This is a genomic window from Microcystis aeruginosa NIES-2549 (genome assembly GCF_000981785.2).
GTDB lineage: Bacteria > Cyanobacteriota > Cyanobacteriia > Cyanobacteriales > Microcystaceae > Microcystis > Microcystis aeruginosa_C.
In genome coordinates, this window is the sequence record NZ_CP011304.1 from 2,321,552 (window position 1) to 2,347,356 (window position 25,805).

23 protein-coding genes are annotated in these 25,805 nt (G+C 44.0%); 12 read left to right on the top strand and 11 right to left on the bottom strand.

Annotated features, from left to right (window positions below; translation table 11 throughout):
- Positions 1-308 precede the first annotated feature (308 nt).
- Complete coding sequence (locus myaer_RS11445) at positions 309-1,388, top strand: PIN/TRAM domain-containing protein (RefSeq protein WP_046662179.1); 1,080 nt, start codon at positions 309-311, stop codon at positions 1,386-1,388.
- 118 nt (positions 1,389-1,506) lie between these two features.
- Here the strand turns inward: myaer_RS11445 and myaer_RS11450 are convergent, their stop codons facing one another.
- The gene (locus myaer_RS11450; protein ID WP_235614736.1) at positions 1,507-1,896 is read right to left on the bottom strand and encodes a thylakoid-associated protein; all 390 of its coding nucleotides are present in this window, start codon (positions 1,894-1,896) and stop codon (positions 1,507-1,509) included.
- A 131-nt stretch (positions 1,897-2,027) separates the two neighbouring features.
- Between myaer_RS11450 and trmFO the strand changes: the two genes are divergently transcribed.
- Together trmFO and myaer_RS11460 are read left to right on the top strand one after the other, a co-directional pair.
- Entirely contained in the window at positions 2,028-3,365 is a 1,338-nt protein-coding gene (gene trmFO, locus myaer_RS11455) for an FADH(2)-oxidizing methylenetetrahydrofolate--tRNA-(uracil(54)-C(5))-methyltransferase TrmFO (RefSeq protein WP_046662180.1), read from the top strand.
- Positions 3,366-3,426: 61 nt separating this feature from the next.
- Positions 3,427-3,924, top strand: coding sequence for a 2TM domain-containing protein (locus tag myaer_RS11460; RefSeq protein ID WP_002736400.1), 498 nt, complete (start codon positions 3,427-3,429; stop codon positions 3,922-3,924).
- 409 nt (positions 3,925-4,333) lie between these two features.
- On the opposite strand, the gene mutS is transcribed toward myaer_RS11460, so the two are convergent.
- The gene (gene mutS, locus myaer_RS11465; protein ID WP_046662181.1) at positions 4,334-6,982 is read right to left on the bottom strand and encodes a DNA mismatch repair protein MutS; all 2,649 of its coding nucleotides are present in this window, start codon (positions 6,980-6,982) and stop codon (positions 4,334-4,336) included.
- A gap of 293 nt (positions 6,983-7,275) precedes the next feature.
- Positions 7,276-8,022, bottom strand: a complete 747-nt coding sequence (locus myaer_RS11470; RefSeq protein WP_046662182.1) for a metallophosphoesterase family protein — start codon at positions 8,020-8,022, stop codon at positions 7,276-7,278.
- Positions 8,023-8,427: 405 nt separating this feature from the next.
- Here myaer_RS11470 and hemF point away from each other — a divergent pair, with 405 nt between their 5' ends.
- From hemF to myaer_RS11485, 3 genes are all read left to right on the top strand, one after another.
- Positions 8,428-9,450 carry an oxygen-dependent coproporphyrinogen oxidase gene (gene hemF / locus myaer_RS11475; protein WP_046662183.1) on the top strand — a complete coding sequence of 341 codons (1,023 nt, stop codon included), beginning with the start codon at positions 8,428-8,430 and terminating at the stop codon, positions 9,448-9,450.
- 105 nt (positions 9,451-9,555) lie between these two features.
- On the top strand, positions 9,556-10,530 hold the full coding sequence (tilS, locus tag myaer_RS11480; protein ID WP_046662184.1) for a tRNA lysidine(34) synthetase TilS: 975 nt from the start codon (positions 9,556-9,558) through the stop codon (positions 10,528-10,530).
- A gap of 202 nt (positions 10,531-10,732) precedes the next feature.
- Positions 10,733-13,033: an ATP-dependent helicase gene (locus myaer_RS11485; RefSeq protein WP_046662185.1), complete on the top strand. Its 2,301-nt coding sequence runs from the start codon at positions 10,733-10,735 to the stop codon at positions 13,031-13,033.
- On the opposite strand, the gene myaer_RS11490 is transcribed toward myaer_RS11485, so the two are convergent.
- Positions 12,998-13,237: a DUF6737 family protein gene (locus myaer_RS11490; RefSeq protein ID WP_046662186.1), complete on the bottom strand. Its 240-nt coding sequence runs from the start codon at positions 13,235-13,237 to the stop codon at positions 12,998-13,000. The two genes, myaer_RS11485 and myaer_RS11490, sit on opposite strands and share 36 nt — an antisense overlap.
- A gap of 272 nt (positions 13,238-13,509) precedes the next feature.
- Between myaer_RS11490 and myaer_RS11495 the strand changes: the two genes are divergently transcribed.
- Positions 13,510-14,076 (top strand): hypothetical protein, encoded by a 567-nt coding sequence (locus tag myaer_RS11495; protein ID WP_046662187.1) that lies wholly within the window; start codon positions 13,510-13,512, stop codon positions 14,074-14,076.
- A gap of 39 nt (positions 14,077-14,115) precedes the next feature.
- On the opposite strand, the gene myaer_RS11500 is transcribed toward myaer_RS11495, so the two are convergent.
- The 3 genes from myaer_RS11500 to myaer_RS11510 form a co-directional block, all read right to left on the bottom strand.
- Positions 14,116-14,997, bottom strand: coding sequence for a 4-hydroxybenzoate solanesyltransferase (locus myaer_RS11500; protein WP_046662188.1), 882 nt, complete (start codon positions 14,995-14,997; stop codon positions 14,116-14,118).
- A gap of 188 nt (positions 14,998-15,185) precedes the next feature.
- On the bottom strand, positions 15,186-15,683 hold the full coding sequence (locus myaer_RS11505; protein ID WP_004163102.1) for a DUF427 domain-containing protein: 498 nt from the start codon (positions 15,681-15,683) through the stop codon (positions 15,186-15,188).
- A gap of 44 nt (positions 15,684-15,727) precedes the next feature.
- Positions 15,728-16,243 (bottom strand): DUF1499 domain-containing protein, encoded by a 516-nt coding sequence (locus myaer_RS11510; protein ID WP_046662189.1) that lies wholly within the window; start codon positions 16,241-16,243, stop codon positions 15,728-15,730.
- Positions 16,244-16,313: 70 nt separating this feature from the next.
- On the opposite strand from myaer_RS11510, the gene myaer_RS11515 reads away from it, so the two are divergent.
- Positions 16,314-16,517: a hypothetical protein gene (locus myaer_RS11515; protein ID WP_002778572.1), complete on the top strand. Its 204-nt coding sequence runs from the start codon at positions 16,314-16,316 to the stop codon at positions 16,515-16,517.
- 73 nt (positions 16,518-16,590) lie between these two features.
- Here myaer_RS11515 and myaer_RS11520 read toward each other — a convergent pair whose 3' ends face one another.
- Both myaer_RS11520 and myaer_RS11525 read right to left on the bottom strand, forming a co-directional pair.
- Positions 16,591-17,055 carry an SRPBCC family protein gene (locus myaer_RS11520; protein WP_002778570.1) on the bottom strand — a complete coding sequence of 155 codons (465 nt, stop codon included), beginning with the start codon at positions 17,053-17,055 and terminating at the stop codon, positions 16,591-16,593.
- 234 nt (positions 17,056-17,289) lie between these two features.
- Positions 17,290-19,602 (bottom strand): transglutaminase TgpA family protein, encoded by a 2,313-nt coding sequence (locus myaer_RS11525; protein ID WP_046662190.1) that lies wholly within the window; start codon positions 19,600-19,602, stop codon positions 17,290-17,292.
- 175 nt (positions 19,603-19,777) lie between these two features.
- On the opposite strand from myaer_RS11525, the gene myaer_RS11530 reads away from it, so the two are divergent.
- Together myaer_RS11530 and ndhD1 are read left to right on the top strand one after the other, a co-directional pair.
- Entirely contained in the window at positions 19,778-20,515 is a 738-nt protein-coding gene (locus tag myaer_RS11530) for a phycocyanobilin:ferredoxin oxidoreductase (RefSeq protein ID WP_046662191.1), read from the top strand.
- Positions 20,516-21,013: 498 nt separating this feature from the next.
- Complete coding sequence (ndhD1, locus tag myaer_RS11535) at positions 21,014-22,597, top strand: photosynthetic/respiratory NAD(P)H-quinone oxidoreductase subunit D1 (RefSeq protein ID WP_046662192.1); 1,584 nt, start codon at positions 21,014-21,016, stop codon at positions 22,595-22,597.
- A gap of 486 nt (positions 22,598-23,083) precedes the next feature.
- Here the strand turns inward: ndhD1 and myaer_RS11545 are convergent, their stop codons facing one another.
- A complete protein-coding gene (locus myaer_RS11545; RefSeq protein ID WP_046662193.1) occupies positions 23,084-23,848 on the bottom strand; it encodes an ABC transporter ATP-binding protein in 765 nt (254 codons plus the stop codon).
- Between the two features lie 58 nt (positions 23,849-23,906).
- Entirely contained in the window at positions 23,907-24,719 is an 813-nt protein-coding gene (locus myaer_RS11550; protein ID WP_046662194.1) for an inositol monophosphatase family protein, read from the bottom strand.
- Positions 24,720-24,780: 61 nt separating this feature from the next.
- Here myaer_RS11550 and scpB point away from each other — a divergent pair, with 61 nt between their 5' ends.
- Entirely contained in the window at positions 24,781-25,299 is a 519-nt protein-coding gene (scpB, locus tag myaer_RS11555) for an SMC-Scp complex subunit ScpB (protein ID WP_080949752.1), read from the top strand.
- A gap of 135 nt (positions 25,300-25,434) precedes the next feature.
- On the top strand, positions 25,435-25,785 hold the full coding sequence (locus myaer_RS11560) for a DUF760 domain-containing protein (RefSeq protein ID WP_046662195.1): 351 nt from the start codon (positions 25,435-25,437) through the stop codon (positions 25,783-25,785).
- Positions 25,786-25,805 lie beyond the last annotated feature (20 nt).

Sequence of the window (25,805 nt, forward strand, 5' to 3'; positions counted from 1 at the left end):
TACAGCCTTTCTCGTTAAGGTGAAGCACAGACTAACCCTTGCTAATCAAGTATTTTAGAGGCAAGAACGAACCTCATCTATCTGAGAAACCCTGTAACTCGTATCTGATAAGTGATAACTGATTCAAGGCTGACGGCTATAATTTCGTTTATCTTCGTTAAGATGTATTATGGCTGGGGAGAACATCTCCTAGAATGAAAGCAACTTTCCCGACACAAATTAGGAGAGGCCTACGGATATAATGTAAAAGTATCCATACTCATTATTTTCTACCGTCATTCCCCTCTATCCCCTCTGGTATTATCCCCATGCTTGATGCTGTCATAATTTTACTATTCGTCTTCGCTATTGCCAGTATTGGTTATAGTGGTGTGGACTTGCTGCCGGTTACTGTCCAATCGCAAATCAGCAATATTGAAGCTTTACGCTGGTTATCGGCGGGTTTTGCCTCAATTATTGGTTTAGCTCTTGGTTTAGTTGCCCAAACTACCTATCGTCGTCTAGAAACCCAAGTAAGACAAACTCCGATCGAAGTTATTTTAACCCGTTCGGTCGGTCTAGTTATCGGTTTGTTAATTGCGAATCTGATCCTAGCTCCGATTTTCTTCCTACCGATTCCCAGAGAATTCTCGTTTGTTAAGCCGATAATCGCCATTTTAGGCAGTATTATGTTTTCCTATCTGGGGGTTAGTTTAGCTGATACCCACGGTCGCACTTTTCTGCGTCTGATTAACCCCAATAGTATGGAATCAATTTTAGTGGCAGAAGGAACCCTGCAAGCGGCCGCCACCAAAGTTGTGGACACCAGTTGTATTATCGATGGTCGTATCGAACAATTGTTAGACACGGGATTTATCGAGGGACAGATACTCATTCCCCAATTTATCCTTCAGGAATTGCAACAGTTAGCGGATGGCAGTAACGACCAAAAACGAGTCAGAGGAAGACGCGGATTAGACATCTTAAACCGGATGCAGCAAGAATTCCCCGATCGCATTATCATTCATCCCGCCGATTATGAAGATATTAGCACCGTAGATGCTAAATTAGTCCATCTTGCCCAAGAAATTAACGCCACCTTGCTCACGAACGATTATAATCTCAGTAAAGTGGCCAATCTGCAAAAAGTCACCATCTTGAATGTCAACGATCTCGCCCAAGCAGTACGCCCGATCTACTTACCCGGGGATACTTTGGATCTGAAAATTCTCAAAGCAGGAAAAGAACCCACCCAAGGCATCGGTTATCTAGAAGATGGCACGATGGTAGTGGTAGAAGAAGGAAAAGATTATCTAGGGGGAGAATTGCGGGTAGTGGTGACATCTGCACTGCAAACCTCGGCCGGCCGGATGATTTTTGCTAAACCCCAAAATTCCCTAATTGCCTAAAGGGAATAAAACCGAAAAAATCCTCAAATACAAGGCCGGAGGGGATTGTATTTGAGGTATTTTATTTTCTAAGGGAAGTTAAGTCACTAACCGAACTATCTAGCCAATTGATATCTAATTAGGCCGGTTTATTGATTACAGCCATGGACTGACGAGCAAAACCGAAATAACCATCCCAGAATTGTTTCTGACTATCGAGGGCAACTTTGGTGGCGGTTTCTTGGGCGGTTAGGTAGGATTTCACCCATTCTTGTTGATATTCAAGGGATTTAACCAAAGTTTCCGGAAACTCAAACACTGGTGTAGTCGTGGGAAGACCATTACCCCAAGCGGACAGAAGCATTTTCTGCCATTCGGCTAGGTATTTTTGGTATTCTTCAAGATAATTGGTGTTCATAGAAGTCAAACCGCTAACTAGCCCATCTGGAAGGAGATGGTGAGAAAGTGGGGCGGTGTTGCCACCTTCTCGAAAGCAAAAACCGTGACGAGATAAAATATAATATTCCATCCCTTTCTTATATTATAACCTGAGTTTGTGATCGGCCCAAATCTTCATGCGATCGCCCTAGGCTGGCCCTATTTTTTGGTGACTCGGAACTAACGCTAAAATAATCCTACTCTAGCCATTTTCTCCCAACTATGATCGATCGCCCTATTCATGTAATTGGTGGAGGATTAGCGGGGACTGAGGCGGCGTGGCAGATAGCCCAAGCAGGTATTCCCGTGATCCTGCACGAAATGCGCCCAATTCGCTCTAGTCCCGCCCACCATAGCCAATTTTTAGCCGAATTAGTCTGTAGTAACTCCTTTGGTGCCATGGCAGTGGATCGCGCCACCGGGTTACTCCATGAAGAATTACGACGCTTAAATTCTCTAGTTATTGCTCAGGCCGATCAGCACAGTGTCCCCGCAGGAGGGGCTTTAGCGGTTGATCGGGGGGTCTTTAGTCGAAATTTGACGGAAATCTTGGCTAACCACCCTCTAGTCACCTTAAAACGTCAGGAGATCACGGAAATTCCCCGGGATGGTATCGTCGTTTTAACCACTGGACCCTTAACCAGTGCTGCCTTGGCCGCAGATCTGCAAAATTTTGCCGGTCTGGACTATCTGAGCTTTTTTGATGCCGCTAGTCCGATTATTCTAGGGGAATCTATTGATCGATCGATCGCTTTTCTGGCCTCCCGTTACGATAAAGGTGAGGCCGCCTATCTCAATTGTCCCATGGATCGGGAACAATACCTGCACTTCTGGCAAGAGTTAAAACAGGCAGAACAAGCAGAATTAAAGGATTTTGAGCGAGAAAATGCCAAATTTTTCGAGGCTTGTCTGCCAATCGAAGAATTAGCCAGTCGGGGAGAGGATACCATGCGTTTTGGTCCTCTGAAACCGGTGGGATTAGCGGATCCCAGATGTCCGGATCAACGTCCCTACGCAGTTATACAGTTGCGAATGGAAGATAAAGCGGGGCAATTGTGGAATATGGTGGGATTTCAAACTAATTTAAAATGGGGTGAACAAACACGGGTTTTCCGTCTGATTCCGGGGTTAGAAAAGGCCGAATTTGTCCGCATGGGGGTGATGCACAAAAACACCTTTATCAATTCTCCCCAGTTATTATCCTCCAGTCTCCAGTTTAAATCGCGACCGACGCTGTTAGCGGCAGGACAGTTAATCGGCACGGAAGGCTATACGGCTGCGGCTGCTGGGGGATGGTTAGCGGGAACTAATGCCGCTCGTTTAGCTTTAGGATTAGAAACGGTGACATTGCCAACCACAACGATGATGGGGTCATTATTTGAGTTTATCAGCAGTGCCGAACCGAAACATTTTCAACCGATGCCGCCAAATTTTGGCATTTTGCCGAATTTTACCAGAAAAATCCGCAATAAACGGGAACGTTACGGTCAATATGCCGAGCGCTCTTTGCAGGATTTAGAAGCATGGTTGAATCAGCTAAAAACTCCCTGTCTCGTCTAACTGTCAATCGCTAAATCGATCGCCCATAATAGAGAAGGAACCTATTTCTTTCTCTATCGCTATGCCAAACCCCGATTTTTTCCCTCCCCAATCCTACAGTCAAGAGGATGTGCAGGAAATTCTCTATTTGGCTATCTCCCGTCAAGGGGATAAGGGAGAAATTACCCGCCAACAGTTGTTAGAAATTGCTGACGATTTGGCTATTGAAGTTAAAGACTTAGAAGCGGCGGAAAAGGACTGGCAAGAGTCAAAAATGCTCAGTTATAAGCGGCAAGAATTCGATCGCTTTCGTCGCGAGGAGCTAAAAAATAAAACCGTTCGCTATCTGATTATCAATAGTTTTTTTATTATCATTAATTTAATTAGTGCTGGAACAATTTCTTGGGCAATTTATATCTTTTTGCTGATGGGTTTACCCCTTTCCCTTTCTGCTTGGAAAACTTTTCAAAATCAAGGAATTGCCTACGAAGAGGCATTTAAACGCTGGAAAATTAAGGAGGAAATGAAAGAGTCTTTTACCAATCTTTGGACACAAGTTAAAAAGTTTTTACAGTTTTAATAGTGTTGAAAAAGGAAGATTTTTAAGGGGAAAACTCTCTTCTAAAATCGGGCGTTACTTTCGATTTTTTCCCTCAATCCAAGCTTTTGGGGGGTTCTACCCCCCAAACCCCCCGTTGGGGGCGTGGCGCCGCCCCCAAACCCCCCGCGCATTAGTTTTTCGGTGGGATGCTTACACGCGATTGTTCATATATTTGTACCAGTTTAAGAGTCACTGATAATTGCTGATTATCGGTGTTTCTGCAAAATCGAGATGCAGCCTTTTCGTTAACCACAAAGGACACAAAGTTGAGCTTTGCACTACTACTTAACCTCAGTTCGGGTTAAGGCTATTTTCTTACTCATTCCACAAAAGAATAGGGTTTACAGCGAACGAGAAAATTAGGATTTTAGCTTATCCCGAACTCAGGTTACTTACTGTCATCAAAAATATCTAACTGCTGCAGAGAGGGGGAATTATCCGACTTAACTGGTTTAATTTTCTTAATTCCTTGACGCAAACCGATCGCAATTTTACTATGTTTTTCGATTTGACCCATCACCTGCATGGCACGATCGATCACAGAAGCTGGTAAACCGGCTAATCTCCCCGCTTCGATACCATAGGATTTATCCGCGCCTCCCGGTCGTACCTGGTGCAAAAATACTATCTCATGGGGTAATTCTTTGACTGTTACCTGATAATTGGCCACATTCTCTAAAATTGAGGCTAATTCATTCAGTTCGTGGTAGTGAGTGGCGAAAATCGTCCGCGATTGCAGTACCGTGGCTAAATACTCCGCTACAGACCAAGCTATGGATAAACCGTCAAAAGTGGCTGTCCCCCGGCCAATTTCGTCTAGTAATACTAATGATCTGTCCGTGGCGTGATTGAGAATATTGGCAGTTTCGTTCATTTCCACCATAAAGGTGGATTGGCCGGTAGCGAGGTCATCCACAGCCCCCACCCGGGTGAAAATGCGATCGCAGATGGAGATTTTGGCCGACTTTGCCGGGACAAAACTGCCGGTTTGGGCCAACAATTGAATTAATCCCACCTGTCGCAGATAACAACTTTTGCCACTAGCATTGGGACCGGTGAGAATAATCAAGTCGGGGTATTCTAAACCTTCCTGATTGCCCAAATTAATCGAATTCGGCACAAAAAAGCCGGCCCCCAGGGATTGTTCCACCACGGGATGACGACCATCTTTAATATCGATAAGACGACCATCGGCGATTTCTGGGCGACAATATCCCTGATAAACGGCAATTTCTGCCAATGCTGCCAACACATCCAAAGCGGCGACTTTTGTGGCCACTTCCCGAATTTCTGGGGAAAATTCGGCCACTTGACGGCGTAAATCGCTAAAAATCTCGTATTCTAACTTATTTAATTCATCTACTGCCGTCAGAATTATATTTTCTTTCTCCTTTAACTCGGTGGTGATATAACGTTCCTCATTGACTAAAGTTTGCTTACGCACATAATCTTTTGGGGCGAAATCAGCTTTACTGCGGGGTAAACTGATATAATAACCGAAAGTTTTGTTATAACTAACCTTAAGATTACTAATACCCGTTCTTTCTTTCTCTGTCGTCTCCAGATTCTTAAACCAATCGATTACTTCCTGATAGTCGCGCCGCAGGGCATCCAATTGGGCATCAATTCCCTCACGAATCACCCCCCCTTCCTTCAGATGCAGCGGAGGAGATTCCACCAGATGCGCTATCACCTGCTGGCCTAATTTTTCCAAATCGGCGGGAATTTGCTGTAAAGCTTTCAAATAGGGCGAATTTCCCGAAGCAACCAAAGCCGCTAAATCGGCTAATTTGACTAAAGATGCCGCTAGGGAAAGTAAATCGCGGGCGTTAGCGGTTCCTGCACCTACACGACCGCTTAAACGTTCTATATCGTAGATTTCCCCTAATTTTTGCCTAATATCTTGGCGCAGGGCGGGATTATCCTTTAACTCTTGGATAGTATCCTGACGGGCGCGAATACCGCGAGAATCTAAGAGAGGTTGCAGTAACCAACGACGTAAAGCGCGACTACCCATGGCTGTACAAGTGCGATCAATCGCCCATAATAGAGAACCATAGAAGCTACCATCGCGCACCGTTTGGGTAATTTCAAGGTTACGACGGGTTTGCCCATCTAAAATCAAAAATTCGGAGATAGAGTAGGTTTTTAAGGGTTGTAGGGGGACTTGATTGGCTTTTTGGGTATCTTCAATGTATTCTAATAGGCCTCCGGCTGCGCGAATAGCGAGGGGTAAATGTTCGCAGCCCATCCCCTCTAGGGAACGCATTTTATAGGTGATTAGGAGACGATTTTTCGCTTCTGTGAGAGTAAAGATATTTTGGGGACGGAGAGAATAACAAAAACTATCGGGTAAACAGGGGGGGAGATGGTCGGATTTTTCCCCAGGACGCAAAATACGGTTTAAATCGGGGGCATTGATGGGAAAAAGGATTTCCGAGGGCTGTAAACGGCTTAATTCTAGGCTTAAAGCCGTTAAATCACTGGCTTGGGTGGTGTAGAATTCTCCGGTGGAGATATCTGAATATGCTAATCCCCAATTTTCTCCGGTAATCACCACTGCGGCCAGAAAATTATTCTTTTTTGCGTTTAACATTCCCTCATCGGTGAGGGTTCCGGGGGTGAGCAGTTTGGTGATAGCGCGTTCTACGAGCCGTTTTTCGGCGGCTGCTTCCGTTGAATCCTCTACCTGGTCACAAATCGCCACCGCATAGCCTTTTTCCACCAATAAACGACTATAGCGCTCTAGGGCGTGGTGGGGAACCCCGGTCATGGCGACTCTCCCAATCCCTTTACCTCCCTCTTTGCTGGTGAGAACTAATTCCAATTCTCTGGAGATAATCACCGCATCCTGAAAGAAACACTCGAAAAAATCGCCCACACGATAGAGTAAAAGGGCATTGGGATAGGTTTCTTTTACCTCCACATAATGCTGGTACATGGGGGTGAGTTTATCGCGATCAAGTCCGCGATAATCACGATGGGGAGCTTTATTGGTAGCCAGTGGTTCTAGGGGAAAATCCGAGGGGAGAGTCATGGGTGAAAGAAAGCTGGACAATTCTTTATTCAATTTACCGCTCTTGAGAACCTACGATCAAAGAATCCCAATAGCCTAGGCTGCTGGTTCCCGTTATCCAACCCAGAATTAACATCTGAGCTATCTGGGTGGATTTGATATCATACTAAATCCAGTTATTAAAAACTGATTATGTATTCCCCCTTTTGCCTCTTGCCTCTTGCCTTTTGCCTGTCCTTATAAGTAGCCTATGCTCAACGGATTTATTATCATTCCCTGTCTGAGAATTATATTTTTGTTAATAACAGTTATTTTTAAGGGGCGGGCTGCATTCTTTTAGTATAGACTTCGGCAGGATTAATTGAGGTGGTTATATCTTCTAAATCAAATTTTCGCAGGGTTTTATCTTTGGTATTAACCTGATAAACCAAACGATTAGTGATATCTAATCCAGTTAACCAATTACTGTGGGAATGATAGGCTCCCGTGTCGATATCTAACCAACCGGCACCGGCGACTAATTGCCCCGGATTTACCCCCGGAAAAGTAAAAGTAATCGTGTGGCCAGTGATAATTAATTTATCACTAAAAAAAGGTTCCGGCATACTGTGGAATTCATCGCGGATCCAACAAAAATGAGCAGCATCTTGTTCTTCGAGGGGTAAATGGGGATGAACCCCGGCATGAACCAGCCAAATATCGCCTAAATCGAGGTAAAGAGGCAAGGTTTTCAGCCAATCGATGTGATCTTGCGGTATTTTGTGGTTATAGCTAAAAAGAGTAGTATTACCGCCATTATAAAGCCAACCTGGCAACATTTCCCCCATCATTCTTTGGCTGCCCAACACCTCTAGCAGCATCTGTTCATGATTGCCTAATAGACAACGATAGCGGTGTTGACGAACAAATTCAACCACTTGGGCACTATTGGGACCACGATCAATTAAATCGCCCAAGAAATAAACTGGTTCCTTTTCTTGAGGCGCGATTGCTTCCATTAGCTGCAAAAGAGCATCGTATTGACCGTGAACGTCACCGATGATGATTCGACGGGAGGACATGATAGTAGAAATTGGGTATCTGTGTTATTGTCCCTCGATCGGGACTAATTCTAATATGCCCAGTTGAGACTTAGAAATTAACATTGATTCAAGAAAGCCGTCAGACATCAGGAGTCAGGAGACAGCCTTGAATCAGTTATCAGTTAAGCTAAGACGCATTTAAAACGCTTATTATTAAGATTAGCCGAATCTCCCCCAATCCTTTTACTGTTGGCTTTTGCAAGAGTGCCTCTTGCCTCGTCTCAACAAGCAATTTAAATACTTAACAGCTGATCAAATGTGAGTTTTCAGTTCACTGATGAAAAACCTCCAATCCGTCCAAATGTTAAGTTAAGTATCGAAGATCGGCATCTTCATCACCCAGTAGTAATATAATCACTGAGTTATCAACTTTGATCCTTGAGTATGACTGCATTCACCACAACCCCCACCCTTGCCAATTTACCCGCCAGTGACAGCCGTAGCCGCGTCAGTGAATTTATGAAATCCCTACAGGATGAAATTTGTCAGGGATTAGAAGAAGTGGATGGACAAGCAAAATTTATCGAAGATAGTTGGCAACGGCCCGAAGGTGGCGGCGGACGTTCGCGAGTTTTGCGGGAAGGGGCAATTTTTGAACAAGCAGGGGTGAATTTTTCGGAAGTTTGGGGGAAAGAATTACCTCCTAGCATTGCCAAACAACGGCCCGAGGCTGCCGGTCATCAATTTTATGCCACGGGAACCTCGATGGTCTTGCATCCTCACAATCCTTATATTCCCACGGTTCACCTCAATTATCGCTATTTTGAAGCCGGTCCAGTTTGGTGGTTTGGCGGCGGTGCCGATTTAACTCCCTACTATGCTTTTGAAGAAGATGCTAGTCATTTTCATCGCACTTTTAAACAGGTTTGCGACCAACATCATCCTGAATATTATCCCGTTTTTAAACGCTGGTGTGATGAATATTTTTATCTCAATCATCGTCAGGAAGCCAGAGGCATCGGCGGGATTTTCTTTGATTACCAAGACGGTTTAGACCCTCTCTATCGGGGTCCTTTTGCCGAAAGTGATGCCGCTATCTATTCAGAAAAATTATCTCCCCAACAACCCCGCAACTGGGAAGAAATTTTTAGTTTTATTAATGACTGTGGCCGAGCTTTTCTACCCGCTTACGTTCCCATTGTCCAGAAACGCCACTCGACGGAATACGGTGACAGAGAACGTCAGTTTCAACTCTATCGTCGCGGTCGTTATGTAGAATTTAATTTAGTTTATGATCGTGGCACAATTTTTGGGCTGCAAACTAACGGTCGTACCGAGTCGATTTTGATGTCTTTACCTCCTTTAGTCCGTTGGGAATACTGTTATCAACCTGCACCCAATACCCCAGAAGCAAAACTCTATGATGTCTTCCTAAAACCCCAAGATTGGGTTAATTGGCAAGGTTAAATCAGTTATCAGTTATCAGTTATCAGTTATCAGTTATCAGTTATCAGTTTACTGTTCACTGAAAATACTTCCCACATCATTGTCAAGTAAATAAATCTAAAAATTTTGGCTAATTTTTGGACACCTCTCCATACTCGTCTGGAAACCACAGTCAAAAAGGGACAATTACTACCTAAAAATGCGTCTCTGTTAGTGGCATTGTCGGCAGGCCAGGATTCTCTCTGTTTAGGTCAATTATTGCTGGATTTGCGCTCTCGTTGGGGTTGGCAACTAGCGATCGCTCATTGTGATCACCGTTGGTCCCAGGACCGAGGATTAGTGGATCATGTGCGTAAAATCGCCGAAATTTGGCAATTACCCGTTTATATTGCCACCGCACCCCCCATGGCGGAAACGGAAGCCAAGGCCCGACAATGGCGTTATCAAGCTTTACAAACAATCGCCCAAGAACAGGGTTTTAATTATCTTCTCACGGCACACACGAGGAGCGATCGAGCGGAAACTTTTCTTTATAATCTCATGCGCGGGGCGGGTAGTGATGGACTTTCTGCCTTAACTTGGTTGACAAGTTTAACCCCAGATATTTTTTTAGTCCGTCCCCTCTTAAATGTCACTCGCGAGGAAACTTTCGCTTTTTGTCAAAGTCGAGAATTACCGATCTGGTACGATCTAGCTAATGAAAATTTACGCTATGCTCGCAATCGCATCCGTCGGGAATTATTACCCTACCTGCAAACTAATTTAAATCCCCAAATTGAAAAACATCTCGCCCAAACTGCCGAAATTTTGGAGGCAGAAAGCGATTATTTAGATAGTATTGCCCGGGATATTTTTCGTCAGGTTATCGATCTAGATCAACAAAGACTCGATCGCTCCCCTTTACAAATTCTACCTCTAGCGATACAAAGACGAGTGATTCGTTTATTTTTAGCTCAATATTTACCCTCATCCCCTAATTTCGCCGAAGTTGAGTCAGTGGTTAATCTCATTACTGGTGTTAATCGCGATGCCACTTCTTCCTTAACCGGCAAAATTCAGGTAGAAGTACAACAAAATTGGCTATATATCAGTTATCAGTGATCAGTTATCAGTGATCAGATTACAGTTTTAAGTGGACAGTGTTAGGGGAAAACTTCGCTACTTTCTTTTCACTGATTACTGTTCACTGAAAAAAACCCATCTCCCCATTCTAGTTATCTGTAGCTAACTTTTACAGCAATTAGTTTAAAGATAAACTAAAATAGTAATACAATTAAACTAAAAATAAAATTGGCGGAGCATAATGAGCGAAACTAAAGTAATTAATCGAGAAAATTTACTGGTAAATCTCCGGCAACAACTGCGAGCCGGACAACAGGAATTAGCCGATTGGCAAGGGGGAAAAATGGCCATTTCTGCGGTGCCGGGAGCGGGAAAATCCCACAGTTTGGCCGTAGCTGCCGCCATGGTTATTGCTCGTGAGCAACTTCATGCTAAAAAACAGTTAATTATTGTCACCTACACGCGCTCGGCTGCCGCTAGTATTAAAGCTAAAATTAAACAACGCTTGCAAGATTTACAACTTTCGGCCCAAGGTTTCAGCGTCCAAACTCTGCACGGACTGGCTCTACAATTGGCCCGTCGTTACCCGGAATTATCGGGATTAGACCTCGAATCTTCTACCTTAGTTATTCCGACTCCTAGCCACAGAATTATTAGAAACTCGGTGGAAAAATGGCTAATTGCCGACCCAATTCGTTATCAAAAGTTATTAGAAGGAGTGGAATTTGATGGGGAAGAAACAGAAAGATTACGCCGTCAATCGGTGCTGAGAACCGAAATTTTACCTAGTCTTGCCTATACGGCCATTCATGAGCTAAAAAGTTCGGGATTATCACCGCAGCAAGTCTGGGAATTAAGCCACTATACCGAAGATAATTATCAAATTCTCGCTATTGCTAGTGGTTTGTACCAACAGTATGAAATCCTGATGCGTCAGAAAAACTATATAGATTATGATGACATGATTTTAGGAGCCTTGCGAGTATTAGAGGAAGAAAAAATTCGCCGACAATGGCAAAAATCTGTCTTTGGAGTCTTTGAAGATGAGGCACAGGATTCTAGTCCTCTCCAAGAAAAACTAATTACTATTTTAGCAAAAAATAATGACGGGGAAATACCTAATTTAATTCGCGTCGGCGATCCCAATCAAGCCATTAATTCTACCTTTACCCCCGCCGATCCTGTTTACTTTAATTGGTTTTGTGAAAGTTGTCAAAACGAAGGCAATTTATCCACTATGAACCAAGCAGGTCGCAGCAATACTAAAATTATCGAAGCTGCTAATTTAGTGTTACAATGGGTCGATCGAGATTGGAAACAGGGAAAAGATAATCATAAAGTTACCGAGGCTCCTTTTCGAGTTCAAGCGATTCTTCCCGTCAGCGCCGAAGATCCCCAACCTAATCCAGTCAAGGAGGGAAAAGGATTAGAAATTTATCAACCCGATGACATTTATCAAACAGTAGAATTAATTGAAAAACGTCTAGTTAAATTACTCCAAGAAAATCCTCAACATAATGCCGCTATCCTCGTTAGAGAAAATCGACAAGGACACTTTTTTGCTCAAAAATTCGCCCATTTTTATAAAAGTTATCAAATCAGAATTTTTGAAGCTAATGAGATCGATCGCTTTTCCCAAATTCCCGCCGAAATGCTGAAACTATTGGCTTTTGTCGAACGTCCCCACTCTCCCGATTATCTGAAAGCGGCCTTAGAAGTGCTACAATTGAGGGGTTTAATTACTGCCCAAGACTTAAATCCTTTAGTTACCTATCCCGAACAATTTCTTTATCCCACTCCCCTCGATCCTGAACTGAAATCTAACGAAAAAATCGCCCGTCGTTATTGCTGCAGTTTACTAAAAGCTAGATTAGAATTACCCCATTATCAACTCCTGTCTTTTTTCGCTATGACTCTCCAATATTCGGGGTCAGAATTAGCCACATTGCAAAAATTAACCGCCCGTATTTATCAGGAAACTGCTGGTAATAGTTCTCTCAAAAATACAATTAATACTCTTAATGAAATTATCGCCTCTGAGCGCTTTGAAGGAGTGGAAGAAGATAACGACGATTGTTATACTCGTCCCGGACAACTGACGATTATTACTATGCACAAAGCCAAGGGTTTAGACTGGAATTATGTTTTTATTCCCTTTCTTCACGAAGATATTATCCCTGGCAAACCTTGGGTCCCCAATGGGGCGAAATTTTTGGGAGATTTTACCCTCGCAGAAGTGGCCCGGGCGCAAATTCGAGCAGCGGTTCATCAACGCTATTTAAACCCCGACAGCATACCAATTATTCCCCCACCTTTAAGCGCTTGGTTAGAAGCTGGACAACTTAAAAAAGCTGAAGAATACCGACTTTTGTATGTAGCGATGACACGAGCAAAAAGACTTTTATGGATGTCGAGTGAAAAAAAAGCTCCCTTCCGTTGGAACACTTTTCGCGGAGATGAAAGTAGTCAATTACAGGATAAAAATCCCTGTCCTGTCTTTCCTGTTTTAATCAATGCTTTCCCCGATTCTTTCTGTGTTTAACTGTTGCTGCATCGTCCTCGGATAAAGAATTAGAAAGACAAACCACCAGAGGAGTATAGGAATAGATAGGAGTAGGGTTAACCAGAGACGCTGAGTTAAAAACCAACACCCAGCAATTAGGGTAATTCCTGTCAATAAAATCGACCAAGGTTGACACCAACGGGGTTTGTGGTCCCAAACGCTACTAGATTTCGAGTTAGACATTGGTTAAGGGGCGGTAATTTACTAACTTGATTTTATCGTACCTGACTATTCAGATAACTGCTACAATTTTGGGTAATTCTAAGTAGGTGGGTGGAATTAAATATAAAATGAACGTAGGTTGGGCTTCGGCCGTGAGCTCAGCCGAACGGTTGAAGCATGAAACCCAACGCCTGCTCATGTTACGCTACCGCTAACCCATCCTACAAATAATTGTGCCTACCTACTTATCAATAGATTTTCTTATCTCTAGACAAACTAAGCTAAATTTTCCTATGATTGATGTCTTTTATCCGATTCCCAAGCTGTTAGATACTATTCTGACGGAGATTTATGCCGAAAATCGCCGTAAACATGAAGAAAGAATGGCAGAATTACAAGTAATCTCTAATTCGTCCCTTCGCGATGCCTACGCCCAACAGCTATTATTAGATCGATTTCTTGCTCCCGTGGAAAATGCTCAACATAGCATTCAAAATGCCGCTAAACACGCTCAGTACATGGCAGAAGTAGTTAATTATTATCATCATGACCATGGCTGTAGTCAAGAGCAAGCTCAAGAAATATCCCGTCAATTTCGGGCTTTAGCGGTTAAAATTTCTCAAATTGACTCTCTTTACGATTTAAAAATCATTTATCAAGTGGTTACTGTTTTCACCCAGCAATTATCAAGATTTAAACACCGAGAAAGAAATTATTCTTGGGAAAGGGAAATCAGAAAGGGTATTTTAGATCCCTTAAATACCTGCATTGCTGTGGAGAAAAATTTTCAAAGACGGGTAGCTTTGATGACTGGTGAAACCGCATCAGCTAAGGTAATGGGATTATTAGAGTCAGAATAGACAATAGATACTGACTCTAGGGACATTTTTGGGGGAGTTTTAATACAAACTTCCCCCAATCATAGCCGCTAATAAAATAAAACCGACCCAAACATTTTGACCGAACATTTGACCATAAACTGGTTTAGGTAAATCCGATTGACGTAACAGCCGGTATTGACGCAACCAAGCGATCGCCGCTAGACCCAACCCTAGCCAAAAAAAGGCTGATAACTGCATTTTTTGCCCCTCCCAAGCCAATAAACCCACTGTTAGGGCAAAAAAGACCCCCACGGCTTCCGGGGCGTATTTGCCGAAAAATATGGCACTAGAGTTAATACCAACCTTGAGATCATCCTCTCGATCGGACAGAGCATAAATTGTATCAAATGCCAATGTCCAAAAAATCACCGCTCCCCATAATATAAATGTATTACTATTTAACGCCCCAGTGACGGCACTCCAACAGATTAAAACCGCAAAACCCCAAGCGAGAGAAAGAACCAATTGGGGTACAGGAAAAAAACGCTTGGCGAGAGGATAGCAGATAATCAAGGGAACGGCGGCTACACATAGGCAAAAACTCAGGAAATTGAGATATAAAGCTAAAATTGCGGCGCAAAAGAAAGCAATTAGAGCGATAATCAAACCAACCTTGATCGATAAAGCTCTGGCCGCTAAAGGACGGTTACGAGTGCGATCAACCTGTGGATCAATATCCCGATCCCAAAGATCGTTAACCACACAGCCGGCGGCGCTAGTAGCCAAAGTTCCCAAAATGATCACCCCGATCAAGGGTAGCGGTGGCACACCGTCTGCCGCCAAAAATACCGCCCATAAAGCGGGAATCATCAAAATTAACCTACCGGCGGGTTTATCCCAGCGCAAGAGGCGAATAATCGTCATCCAAGTGGGTTCTAGATCGGGTTGGGATATAGTCATAATTTCTCGTAAAAAGTAGAAACTAGGAGTTAAGGGGATGTGGGGTGTGGGGTGTGGGGTGTGGGGTGTGGGGTGTGGGGTGTGGGGTTTTGGGGAGAAAATTAATTAATTTTGGCCAGTAGCTGCCTTTTGCCTTTTGCCTTTCCTAACCAAGAAGTTAATTTTGCACGACTACTTACTTAACGTGATTACCAGCCCCAACTATTGGGAACGCCTTTAAACGGACCAACCACATCGGAGGTTATCCATCCCCCGTAAAAGTTGCCCGGTTGCGGTTGTACTAATTCCCCATCGGCATAACAAGCGGTCATTTTGGCAGGATAAAAAGCCAGATAATTCTTAATTGCCTGAAACTCTGGTGTCGGGTCCGGATAATACCAAGCGGCGTTAATTGCCTGTTGGTCGCCAACTGTGATATTGTAATATCCGGCTAGACCTTTCCACTCACAAAAAGACTTTTCTGCTGTGGCTTGCAGGTATTCCATTTTAATATCTTGGGGCGGTAGATAATAAACTGGAGGATGACTGGTTTCTAGAACTCGATAACTGCTTTTAGTATCGGCAATTATCACCCCATTAAAGATAATTTTTAGGTGTTTAGGCGATAATTCTAGGCGCGGGGGACGAGGATAATCCCAGACGGATTCCTGTCCTGCTTTTGCTGGTATCGGTTGGGGACGAAACATAATTTTTCTTATATTATTCTCCGAGTCAGTTCACTGTTTACTGATTACTGATCACTGATCACTGAAAAGAGTTTTCTCAGGGTTTCCACTCGTTCTCGATTGACATTTAAATCCGATTCTCCTAACCGGGAGGCCGAGCGAACATCGATCGCATTTTTGCTAGGATTAAGAGAAAATTCTAGATCATCGACAAATCCCATCCATTGACTGCTAAATTCGGCGTAGAGATAGTTACTATCTTGGTTAATAATTTTAGTTCTCGGTTGGGAGGCGATAATTTTAGCTAATTGCTCGATCGCTTTTTCACCGCTACCCTGATAACTAAGGGGTTCGATCGCATGAGCCTGATCCTGACTCTGACTACTAACACAATTAGGAGTGACCGGACAAGGGGCCAGTTTACCTTCCCTGACTCCCAAATAATCGGGACGAGTACCGGCGAATAAACTGACGCTATCGGGAGCAATTAACCTAATTCCTAGCCAGATGAGCAGTATTCCCAGGAAAATAAACGGGGTTAGCCGGAAAGATTTTTTTACCGTGTCGGAAGTTTCAGTCATGCTAGTCTTACAGAATCACTTCAATTAACTTAACATTGATAGGTGTGGCAATATCAGGAGATAGAATAAGATGTTTCTCGATGAATTACAACCCGTTGTTAAAGAACTGATTCAACAACCGATCGCTTTTTTCGGTGGTTTTGCCTCTGGATTACTGCGCTTGAAACTTTCGGACGATCCCCTCAAAAAATGGTTAGAAGAGCAGGGATTAGTCAGTTTTAACGACAATAATCAGGATAACGGCAACAGTCCCCAGTCGATCTCGATCGATTAGGGATCGGGAGTTAGCTGTTGGGGGTGAGGGTATTCTCCCATCCCCAAAACCCCCCGCTTACCACCCCATAAGCTTAACTTGTTGCTGAAAGTAGATAAATTTCCTCAGCTACTCTTTTTAAGCGTCTTAATTGCGCTTCCATATCCTTTTTAGTCCATTTGGCGGCGAATTGCTGGAATCCCCACCCCACAACCGGATTAGGAATCGCAAACTCAAAACGATTGATTAGACAAGTGCCGCCATCATTGGGTTGACATTCCCAGCGATCGCAGCCGCGAAAAAAGCCTTCAAATTGCCAGACAATTAACCCCGGTTCCCTCTCAATCACCGTACTTTTTAGCGTTGGCTGAATTAGGGGGATTTGAATCAAAAAACGACTTCTCCCACCGATATCGGTCTTCCAATCGCCGATAGGTTCACAAACTAACACCGGATTCAACCAACGACGCATTAACTCTAAATCCGTGATACAACGCTCCACCGTCGTGGCACTAGCTTTAATCTGAATTGATTGTTCAAATACTTGACAAGATGACATTGATCTGCTTATAAATTACTGGCTGAGAATTATCGGTAGTCGGACAAAAATAAAGTTAACTGTGCAGACAAGGCAACAGTAAGGGTTTCGGCCTTGGTTACATTTCTTAACATAGTCTTGTTTATAGCCTTTCTCATCAAGATGAAGTGTAACCTAATTTGCTATGGACGACCGGCGATCGACTCCCCAAAACGAAAACTTCCTACCTCACCATTAAGATAACTGCTCTCAAGCTCACTTTTTCACCAACTTGACAAATTCTCGAAAACGTTGGCGTAATCTCTCAATATTAGCCGATTTCCCGCCATAACGCCAATCAACGTAGGCGCGAGCAATCTCCTCGATAATATTCGCCACTGGCGGCGGTTGGACGCTGCGGGCGGCGGTGGCGTATTCTAAAGGAGTTTGAGCGGGATGTTTACCATAACCGGCTTCTGTTAAGATTCCTAACATTTGCTGGTATAAACGCTCGATTGGTGGTAGTTTTGCCAACTTACGACCCCGACGCCAACGATGGAACTGTCGCCATCCTAACCAACCAGCGTAAGCGAGGACGACCCCCACTAAACCACCGAGAATTCCCCCGAAAAGACTGCCAGAAATAAAGCGCCATAACCATGCCAATAACTGACCGATGGTAACGATAACATTTTCCCAAATCAGACCGAGAAAACCCGTTACTGGGGAAGGCAACCATCCGGCTACCCATTGCCAAAATTGCTTGAGGACGCTAAAAGGTTCCGCTTGCTCAAAGGATGGGGGAATTAATTCGTGGCCCGGGATAGGATCGAAAGTGTACCAACCGTAACCAGGGAAAAACACCTCTGTGATGGCGTAAGCGTCCGTATTTTGGACAACATAAAAGCCAGTGAAAGGATTAAACTGGCCAGGGGCAAAACCGGTGGCTAATCGGGCAGGAATACCGATCGAGCGTAACATAATCGTTAACACGCTGGAAAAATGATCGGCGTAACCCCCCTGAAAACGAAACAAAAAGGCCGAGACTAAATCCTCATTTTTGGCTAAAAAGGGCAAATCGGTTTTTAATTCATAGTTTTGCTTCAATGCTTGGGCCAAATATAGGGCCTTCTCGTAGGGAGAGGTTAAAGGTGTGGGAGATTTGGCCAGCAATTCCTCGGTTTTTCGGCGGACTTTCGGGGCAATTTCGGCAGGAATTTGTAAATAATAGTTGAGAATAGACTTAGGGTAAGTTTCTGGGGCCGATCGCAGTTGGCTGCGATTGCGTTCTGGCACTTGTGAGATTACAGTATAAGTTAGCCCTTCTGCTAATCCCCCCGGCGACCTTAAGCTATTTTCTCGGTCCAAAGATACCTGTCGGGTAGGAAAAAAGAGAAACTGAGGCGAAGTAAGAGCAGGGATAATATTCGGTAAACTAGAGACAATGCTGTAGGTTTGGACTACCTGATGGGTTTTTGCTTGGGTTGCGGGTAGTGGCACAAAAAAGCGGTAGGACCAACTACTGCGATTTAAATCCTCTAATTCTTGATCTCGCGAGATTTGCCACCCTTGACCAGTATAGCGATCAAAGGCCATGGCCCGCCAGAATCCGGGGGCTTGGGAACGTACCCGCATGACTGTCTGGGGAGTCATACTTCCCCGCAAATTTTGGTTAATTTGAGGGTTAAAACCGTAATAAAAGGTAGAATCTAACTGTCCTGACCCTGTAGTGGGACTATTACCGCCATTTACGCCACCCTTCCCCGTTTCACCCTCGCGCACATAGCCGGGGTTAACGATTTGTCTGTCTCCCTGTTCAAAATCCTGATTTTCCATACCTTCGGGACTATTGACGGGAAAAGATTGAATTTGATAACCCGGAAAACGCGGCATCAGAGCAAAAATTGTCAATCCCAAGAGGAGAATTGTCAGAAAGAAAATCCCAAAACGTTTGGGAGAAAGGGAAGAATTTTGCGGGGAAACTAATTTTTTTGTGGCTAGACGCGGGGATTTCTTTGAGAAGAAAGGGAGACTCTGATTGAGATTATCTAAACCTAAACGAGAACGGTAGTCTAAAACTAGGGTAGGTAGGGATAAAAACAGAAAGAGGATTAACCAAGGCGCAAAAGCGAGGGTTTCGGAGATTGTCCCGGCGACTCCCAAGAGAATTAAACCGATTACCATAGAATACCCTAAATCTTTGCGTCGGGGCAGGTCAAAACTATGGAGAATTTGTAATTGAATTAATAATTGTGTTAGGGCAATGCGACTATCCTGCATCGCAACGATATTACCCAAGAATAGCGCCAACACTACCAACATTCCGATCGCTATACAAAATTTTGCCCCGATATTGCGCTTTTTCCTGCGTCGCCAACTCCAGATTCCGCCGATAATACTGAGAGGAACGGCCCAAATACTGGTATAACTATCGGTAGCCACATCGGTGGCGATAATACCGACGATTACTAAAGCTTGCACCAGAATTCTTAAAATAATCGATTCCTCGGTTTCTGGTAGGGGAAAAGATTCTATCTTTTGCCAGAGGGTTTTTAAGGAAGGTTTTGGACGAGCGGCACTGCTAACCATAGGCTAAATTGGGAGAAGGATCAAAAAGTTAATTTTATGTTTCCCAGTTCTAATCTCGATCGCTCCATGAGGTAAAGTGGATTTTAGATGTCAGGAGTCAGGAGACGGGAGATAGGGAGCAAAAAGCTGATAACTGATTACTGATTACTGATAACTGATAACTGATTACTGACCCATGATAGCCGTTACCAACCCTGAAATTTTACCGTTACTTCATCCCCTGATTGGACAATTAGCCACAGCAATTTTGTCCCAGTGGGAAAATTATCTTGATTTGTCGCCCTTTGAGTTGCCGGAAGGTTTAGGCTATGTGGAGGGACGTTTAGAAGGGGAAAAATTAATTATCGAGAATCGCTGCTATCAAACCCCCCAGTTCCGCAAAATGCACCTAGAACTGGCTAAACTGGGCAATGGTTTGGATATCCTTCACTGTGTCATGTTCCCCCGTCCAGAATATCCGCTGCCGATGTTTGGATGTGATATAGTCTCCGGCAAAGCGGGAATCAGTGCCGCTATTGTGGATCTTTCTCCCACCAGTGGCGATAAAACTCTCTCTAGTGCCTATAATGAGGCTTTAGCGGCTTTACCTGGGGCCGATTTCGCCCAAGCTCGTGATTTGCCTCCTTGGGGTCATATTTTCTCCGAATATTGTCTGTTTATTCGTCCCGAAACCGCCGCCGAGGAACGACAATTTTTACAAAGAGTTACAGATTTCTTGACAATTCACTGCAAATGTGCTAAGGAAAGTCAGCCTCTTTCCGGGGAAGAAGCGCGCATTTATTTACAGGGACAACGGGATTATTGTAGTCAACAGCAGAAAAACGATAAAACTCGGCGTGTACTAGAAAAAGCCTTCGGTTGGGAATGGGCAGAGCGTTATATGACGGGCGTTCTCTTTGATTTGCCCGATTAAACTGAACTACCCCTTTCCCCTTTGCTACTAGGGTTGATTCATCGTAGGGTTGATTCATCGTAGGGTTGATTCATCGTAGGGTTGATTCATCGTAGGGTTGATTCATCGTAGGGTTGATTCATCGTAGGGTTGATTCATCGTAGGGTTGATTCATCGTAGGGTTGATTCATCGTAGGGTTGATTCATGAATCAACCCTACCATTAGTATGGGGGGGAGCCGACAATTTTTAACACCTACCTGCTTATTTAGAGATTTTCTGCAACTTCATCGCTATTTTTCCCATTTTTGAACTCTCAAAAATTAATTAGGGCAGAAGTCTCTTGAAACTTAACAATATTAACAGACAAGGACGGGAAAATAATTGCTAGATTGGGTTAGGTACAGTCAAATGTAACCGCGAGAACAAGCGAAAAAAGCCGGTTTTACCCAGGAAAACCGCTTAAAAGCCCTAGCTTAATTTCTCGATTCTGACGATTAAATAAATATTAAAACAGCCGATGAATCTAACGAACTTTCCTTGGTTAACTGCCATCATCCTTTTTCCCATCGTCGCCGCTTTATTGGTTCCCATAATTCCCGATAAAGACGGTAAAACCGTGAGATGGTTTGCTCTGACGGTGGGATTAATCGACTTTGCCCTAATTATCTACGCTTTCTACACCAGTTACGATTTCGCTAATCCCAATCTGCAATTAGTGGAAAGTTACCAATGGTTGCCCGAAATTGACCTAAGATGGTCCTTAGGAGCCGATGGCCTCTCCATGCCTCTGATTATCTTAACGGGATTTATCACCACTCTGGCTATCTTAGCGGCTTGGCCGGTCACTTTTAAACCGAAACTATTCTACTTCCTGATGCTGTTGATGTACGGGGGACAGATTGCGGTGTTTGCCGTACAGGATCTGTTACTGTTCTTCCTCGTCTGGGAATTAGAATTGGTCCCCGTCTATCTGATCCTCTCTATTTGGGGCGGTAAACGCCGTCTCTACGCAGCCACCAAATTTATCCTTTACACCGCCGGAGGCTCCCTATTCATCCTTGTAGCGGCGCTGACGATGGCTTTTTATGGCGATACCGTCTCCTTTGACATGGTGACTATTGCTGGTAAAGACTTCCCCCTGAAACTGCAATTATTTCTCTACGCCGGTTTTCTGATTGCCTACGGGGTAAAACTGCCCATCTTCCCCCTCCATACTTGGCTACCGGATGCCCACGGCGAAGCCACTGCCCCCGCCCATATGTTACTAGCGGGAATTTTGCTTAAAATGGGTGGTTATGCGCTCTTACGGATGAATATGGGGATGTTACCCGATGCTCACGCCGTTTTCGCCCCCGTTTTGGTGATTTTAGGGGTAGTTAATATTATCTACGCTGCCTTAACTTCCTTTGCCCAACGCAATCTTAAGCGCAAAATTGCCTATTCTTCCATCTCTCACATGGGATTTGTCCTGATTGGTATGGCTTCCTTTACCGATATTGGTACAAGTGGGGCGATGTTACAGATGATTTCCCACGGACTGATTGGGGCGAGTTTATTCTTTATGGTCGGTTGTACCTATGATCGCACCCATACCCTGATGTTAGACGAGATGGGCGGTGTCGGCAAGAAAATGAAGAAAGTTTTTGCCATGTGGACCACCTGTTCCCTCGCTTCCCTCGCTTTGCCCGGGATGAGCGGTTTTGTGGCGGAATTAATGGTATTTATCGGTTTTGCCACCAGTGATGCCTATAGTCCCACTTTCCGCGTCATCATCGTCTTTTTAGCGGCTATCGGTGTCATTCTCACCCCGATTTATCTGTTGTCCATGTTGCGAGAAATTCTCTACGGGCCGGAAAATAAGGAATTAGAAGAACACCATGTCCTAGTGGATGCGGAACCCCGGGAAGTCTTTATCATCGCTTCTCTATTAGTGCCAATTATCGGCATTGGACTCTATCCCAAAGTGGCCACGACGATTTACGATGCTACTACCAATAAATTAACCGCCCTAGCGCGTAATTCTGTCCCCAGTTTGGTACAACAGGCAAAGGCAAAAACCCCTAGTTTCTCCCTTTATTCCCTAAAAGCTCCCGAAATCTAAGGAGTTACCAGTTATCAGTTATCAGTTATCAGTTATCAGATTTGAGTTTTAAGTGAGCAGTATTAAATCCCACTTTCCGCACTTCTTAACATTCAATTGATAATTTTTACTAATATTAAATCCGGTTATTAAAGAATGATTATTTATTCTCCCTTTTGCCTTTTGCCTCTCCTCATAACTAGCCTGTACTCAACGAATTTAGTATAATATATTGCTGACAACCCTTTGACAGTAAGGATGATAGTTACAATCATGGATTTTTATCAAGGTGAAGAATTGTAAATTTCTTTCTCAGAAAAAATCAATTATTGAAAATATTCTCAATAGTAGTTTCTACAATGAAGGTTTTTTGTCAAAACATCTTGGGGAATGTAAAAACATATAAAAGTATATGAAGATGTGCGGAATGTCGGTTAAATAGTAGTTTCCCACTGTCTTTTCACTGTTTACTGATTACTTTTCACTGATAACTGAAAAATCCCCACCCTACCCAATCACCTCGTGTAAATCCGTCGGTGCGAGATGGGGATAAACCGCTTCACCATCTTTAAACCAGATAATGCGCTGGCAGTGACGCGCCACATCGGCCTCGTGAGTTACCATGACGATAGTAATGCCACTGTTATTCAATTCCGAGAAAATAGCCATCACCTCTTGGGTAGTTTTTGAGTCCAGCGCCCCTGTCGGTTCATCGGCAAGTAATAATATGGGTTGATTGACAATTGCCCTAGCAATAGCGACGCGCTGCTGTTGTCCCCCCGATAATTGATTCGGTTTATTGTGCAGTCGATTATCTAATTTTACCCTCGTTAAAGCAGCGATCGCTCTTTCCTTTCTTTCCTGGGGAGAAACCCCACCATAAATCATCGGTAACATGACATTTTCTAGCGCACTCATCTGGGGTAAAAGATGGAATTGCTGGAAAACAAAGCCGATTTTACGATTGCGAATCTGAGCTAAATCCCCATCTGGCAGCGTGGAAACGTCGAGATTTTCTAGATAATAAGCTCCCGAGGTGGGACGATCAAGACAGCCGATAATATTCATGGCTGTGGATTTTCCCGAACCCGAAGCCCCCATAATAGCGCAATATTCCCCTTTTTTCAGGCTTAAATTGATGTTATTAAGGGCTTTAACCATGGTTTCGCCACTGCCGTAGATTTTAGACACATTTTCGAGGCGAATAATTACTGGCTGATAGACTTCGGCTTTATCGTTGCGTTGGCTGAGAGAGGAAGTATCAAAACTCATGAAATAAATAAAGATAAAACCAATAAATGCAGCTATTCTAACCTGAGCAATTTTCCATTCAAGCAACGTCCTTGAGAAAACCGACCAGAGGCAAGAAAACCGGCGCTAAATTCGATCGAGCTACGGCTAAACAGGGATAGGAGCGATCACTATAATTTTCCCCCGGCTGCAAGGGAAAAATCTTTTCTCCTAAAGAGATAAATACCCCGCCGGCGGCCTGTAGAATTGCCCAAACCGCGGCAATATCCCAGACTTTTGGGGTTGCTTCCACTCCTCCCAAAACCGTGCCATCGGCAACCAAAAGCAGATTATAACTAGCCACTCCTATCATCCGCACTTTGCAGGGAAAGGGATTTTTCAATATATCTGTACTACGAGCGCAGAGATTAAACAGATGATTTTTGCTAGGAAAATCTTCGCTGGTGTGAATCGGTTGACCGTCGCGGTAGGCCCCTAGCGGACCGGTTAAACCCGTCTCACCGTACCAATAACCATAATAGGCCTGTTTTAGGCAGGGGAGATAAACAAATCCGAACACAGGAGTGCCCCGGTAGAGAAGTCCTAGGGAAATGCCCCAGATGGGAATACCGCGAGTAAAATTAGTCGTGCCGTCGATCGGATCCACTACCCAACACCATTCTTGATCCGGGAAAATATGGGTAGTTTCCTCGGTTAAGACTCCATGATCCCGGAAAGTGCCAGCAATTAGCGATCGCAATTCCCCATCAGACCAACGGTCGGCAGCCGTCACTAAAGTCCCATCTGCTTTATTGGTGGCCTGTAATTTGCCAAAATCAGCCAGTAAGCGATCGCCAACCTGGCCAGTAGCCTGATAACAAAAGTCTAAAACCTGACTCCAAAAAGTTTCCATAATTTTCTCGTTCGTCTTCTAGTAGAATATCAAATCATTGTCTAAACTTAGGTAGTCGAGATTGAGCGCGGAACCCCACAAGGAGATCAGACTAGCTACCCGTCTAGAAGCGATACTTTACCTAAAAGGGCAGCCTGTCCCCTTAACCGAGATGGTGACATTAACCAATAGCGATCGCTTGACGGTGGAAGATGCCATGATCGAGTTAATGTCCGATTATGCACACCGGGATAGTGCCTTGGAAGTGGTGGAAACCCCCCTCGGTTATAGTTTACAATTGCGGTCAGCTTATCAGAATTTGATCGAAGACCTGATCCCGGCCGAATTAGGCACGGGAACCCTCCGCACTTTAGCAGCGATCGCGCTCAAAGGACCGATTTTGCAAGCGGATTTAATTAATTTACGCGGCAGTACGGCCTATCAACAGGTTCAGGACTTGGTAGAACGAGGATTTGTGAGAAAACGCAAGCAAAATGAGGGTAGATCGTACTGGTTAGAAGTAACCGATAAATTTCATCAATATTTCGAGGTTGACAATCTTAGAGAACAGGGTATTCTTGAATCTACCGATCAGGAATAGGGAGATAGAGGGTATATTATGGGTAAATATTTCTGATCACTGAGCTAAACTTGAAGAAGATGGGGGGACTTCGGGCAATCAAGAAGAGCGATTTGTTAACCTAAATCTAATAACCACTACAGCGTGGGAGTTCTGATGACTTTTAATCCTGATTTTTTTCCCTGGGAAACCGAAGAACAAAATGATAACTGTCTGATGCAGTATCTCCAGCAGCAGCATCCTGAAACCCTTGAGAGAATAGCCCAATCGGTCAGTAGCGAAATTAAAGATATTATCTCGCAAAACGTCAAGGGATTGGTAGGAATGTTGCCCTCGGAGAATTTTGCGGTACAAATTACCACCGACCGCGAGAATTTGGCGAATCTTCTCGCTTCAGCGATGATGACAGGTTATTTCCTCGGTCAAGTGGAGAAGCGCCATCATTTAGAATCAATTTTGTTAGCTACAGAATCAATTAAATTGGGCAAAAAACCCAAAATAGATTAATCTTCACCCAAGATAGAGAC

Excerpts from the sequence above, each read along its gene's own strand:
- myaer_RS11495 (WP_046662187.1), top strand. The coding sequence starts at position 13,510 with ATGATTGATGTCTTTTATCCGATTCCCAAGCTGTTAGATACTATTCTG.
- myaer_RS11445 (WP_046662179.1), top strand. The coding sequence starts at position 309 with ATGCTTGATGCTGTCATAATTTTACTATTCGTCTTCGCTATTGCCAGT.
- myaer_RS11510 (WP_046662189.1), bottom strand. The coding sequence starts at position 16,243 with ATGACTGAAACTTCCGACACGGTAAAAAAATCTTTCCGGCTAACCCCG.
- myaer_RS11500 (WP_046662188.1), bottom strand. The coding sequence starts at position 14,997 with ATGACTATATCCCAACCCGATCTAGAACCCACTTGGATGACGATTATT.
- myaer_RS11505 (WP_004163102.1), bottom strand. The coding sequence starts at position 15,683 with ATGTTTCGTCCCCAACCGATACCAGCAAAAGCAGGACAGGAATCCGTC.
- myaer_RS11515 (WP_002778572.1), top strand. The coding sequence starts at position 16,314 with ATGTTTCTCGATGAATTACAACCCGTTGTTAAAGAACTGATTCAACAA.
- myaer_RS11525 (WP_046662190.1), bottom strand. The coding sequence starts at position 19,602 with ATGGTTAGCAGTGCCGCTCGTCCAAAACCTTCCTTAAAAACCCTCTGG.
- myaer_RS11520 (WP_002778570.1), bottom strand. The coding sequence starts at position 17,055 with ATGTCATCTTGTCAAGTATTTGAACAATCAATTCAGATTAAAGCTAGT.
- ndhD1 (WP_046662192.1), top strand. The coding sequence starts at position 21,014 with ATGAATCTAACGAACTTTCCTTGGTTAACTGCCATCATCCTTTTTCCC.
- myaer_RS11460 (WP_002736400.1), top strand. The coding sequence starts at position 3,427 with ATGCCAAACCCCGATTTTTTCCCTCCCCAATCCTACAGTCAAGAGGAT.
- myaer_RS11490 (WP_046662186.1), bottom strand. The coding sequence starts at position 13,237 with ATGTCTAACTCGAAATCTAGTAGCGTTTGGGACCACAAACCCCGTTGG.
- hemF (WP_046662183.1), top strand. The coding sequence starts at position 8,428 with ATGACTGCATTCACCACAACCCCCACCCTTGCCAATTTACCCGCCAGT.
- myaer_RS11530 (WP_046662191.1), top strand. The coding sequence starts at position 19,778 with ATGATAGCCGTTACCAACCCTGAAATTTTACCGTTACTTCATCCCCTG.
- myaer_RS11550 (WP_046662194.1), bottom strand. The coding sequence starts at position 24,719 with ATGGAAACTTTTTGGAGTCAGGTTTTAGACTTTTGTTATCAGGCTACT.
- trmFO (WP_046662180.1), top strand. The coding sequence starts at position 2,028 with ATGATCGATCGCCCTATTCATGTAATTGGTGGAGGATTAGCGGGGACT.
- myaer_RS11470 (WP_046662182.1), bottom strand. The coding sequence starts at position 8,022 with ATGTCCTCCCGTCGAATCATCATCGGTGACGTTCACGGTCAATACGAT.
- myaer_RS11485 (WP_046662185.1), top strand. The coding sequence starts at position 10,733 with ATGAGCGAAACTAAAGTAATTAATCGAGAAAATTTACTGGTAAATCTC.
- myaer_RS11545 (WP_046662193.1), bottom strand. The coding sequence starts at position 23,848 with ATGAGTTTTGATACTTCCTCTCTCAGCCAACGCAACGATAAAGCCGAA.
- myaer_RS11450 (WP_235614736.1), bottom strand. The coding sequence starts at position 1,896 with ATGGAATATTATATTTTATCTCGTCACGGTTTTTGCTTTCGAGAAGGT.
- mutS (WP_046662181.1), bottom strand. The coding sequence starts at position 6,982 with ATGACTCTCCCCTCGGATTTTCCCCTAGAACCACTGGCTACCAATAAA.
- myaer_RS11560 (WP_046662195.1), top strand. The coding sequence starts at position 25,435 with ATGACTTTTAATCCTGATTTTTTTCCCTGGGAAACCGAAGAACAAAAT.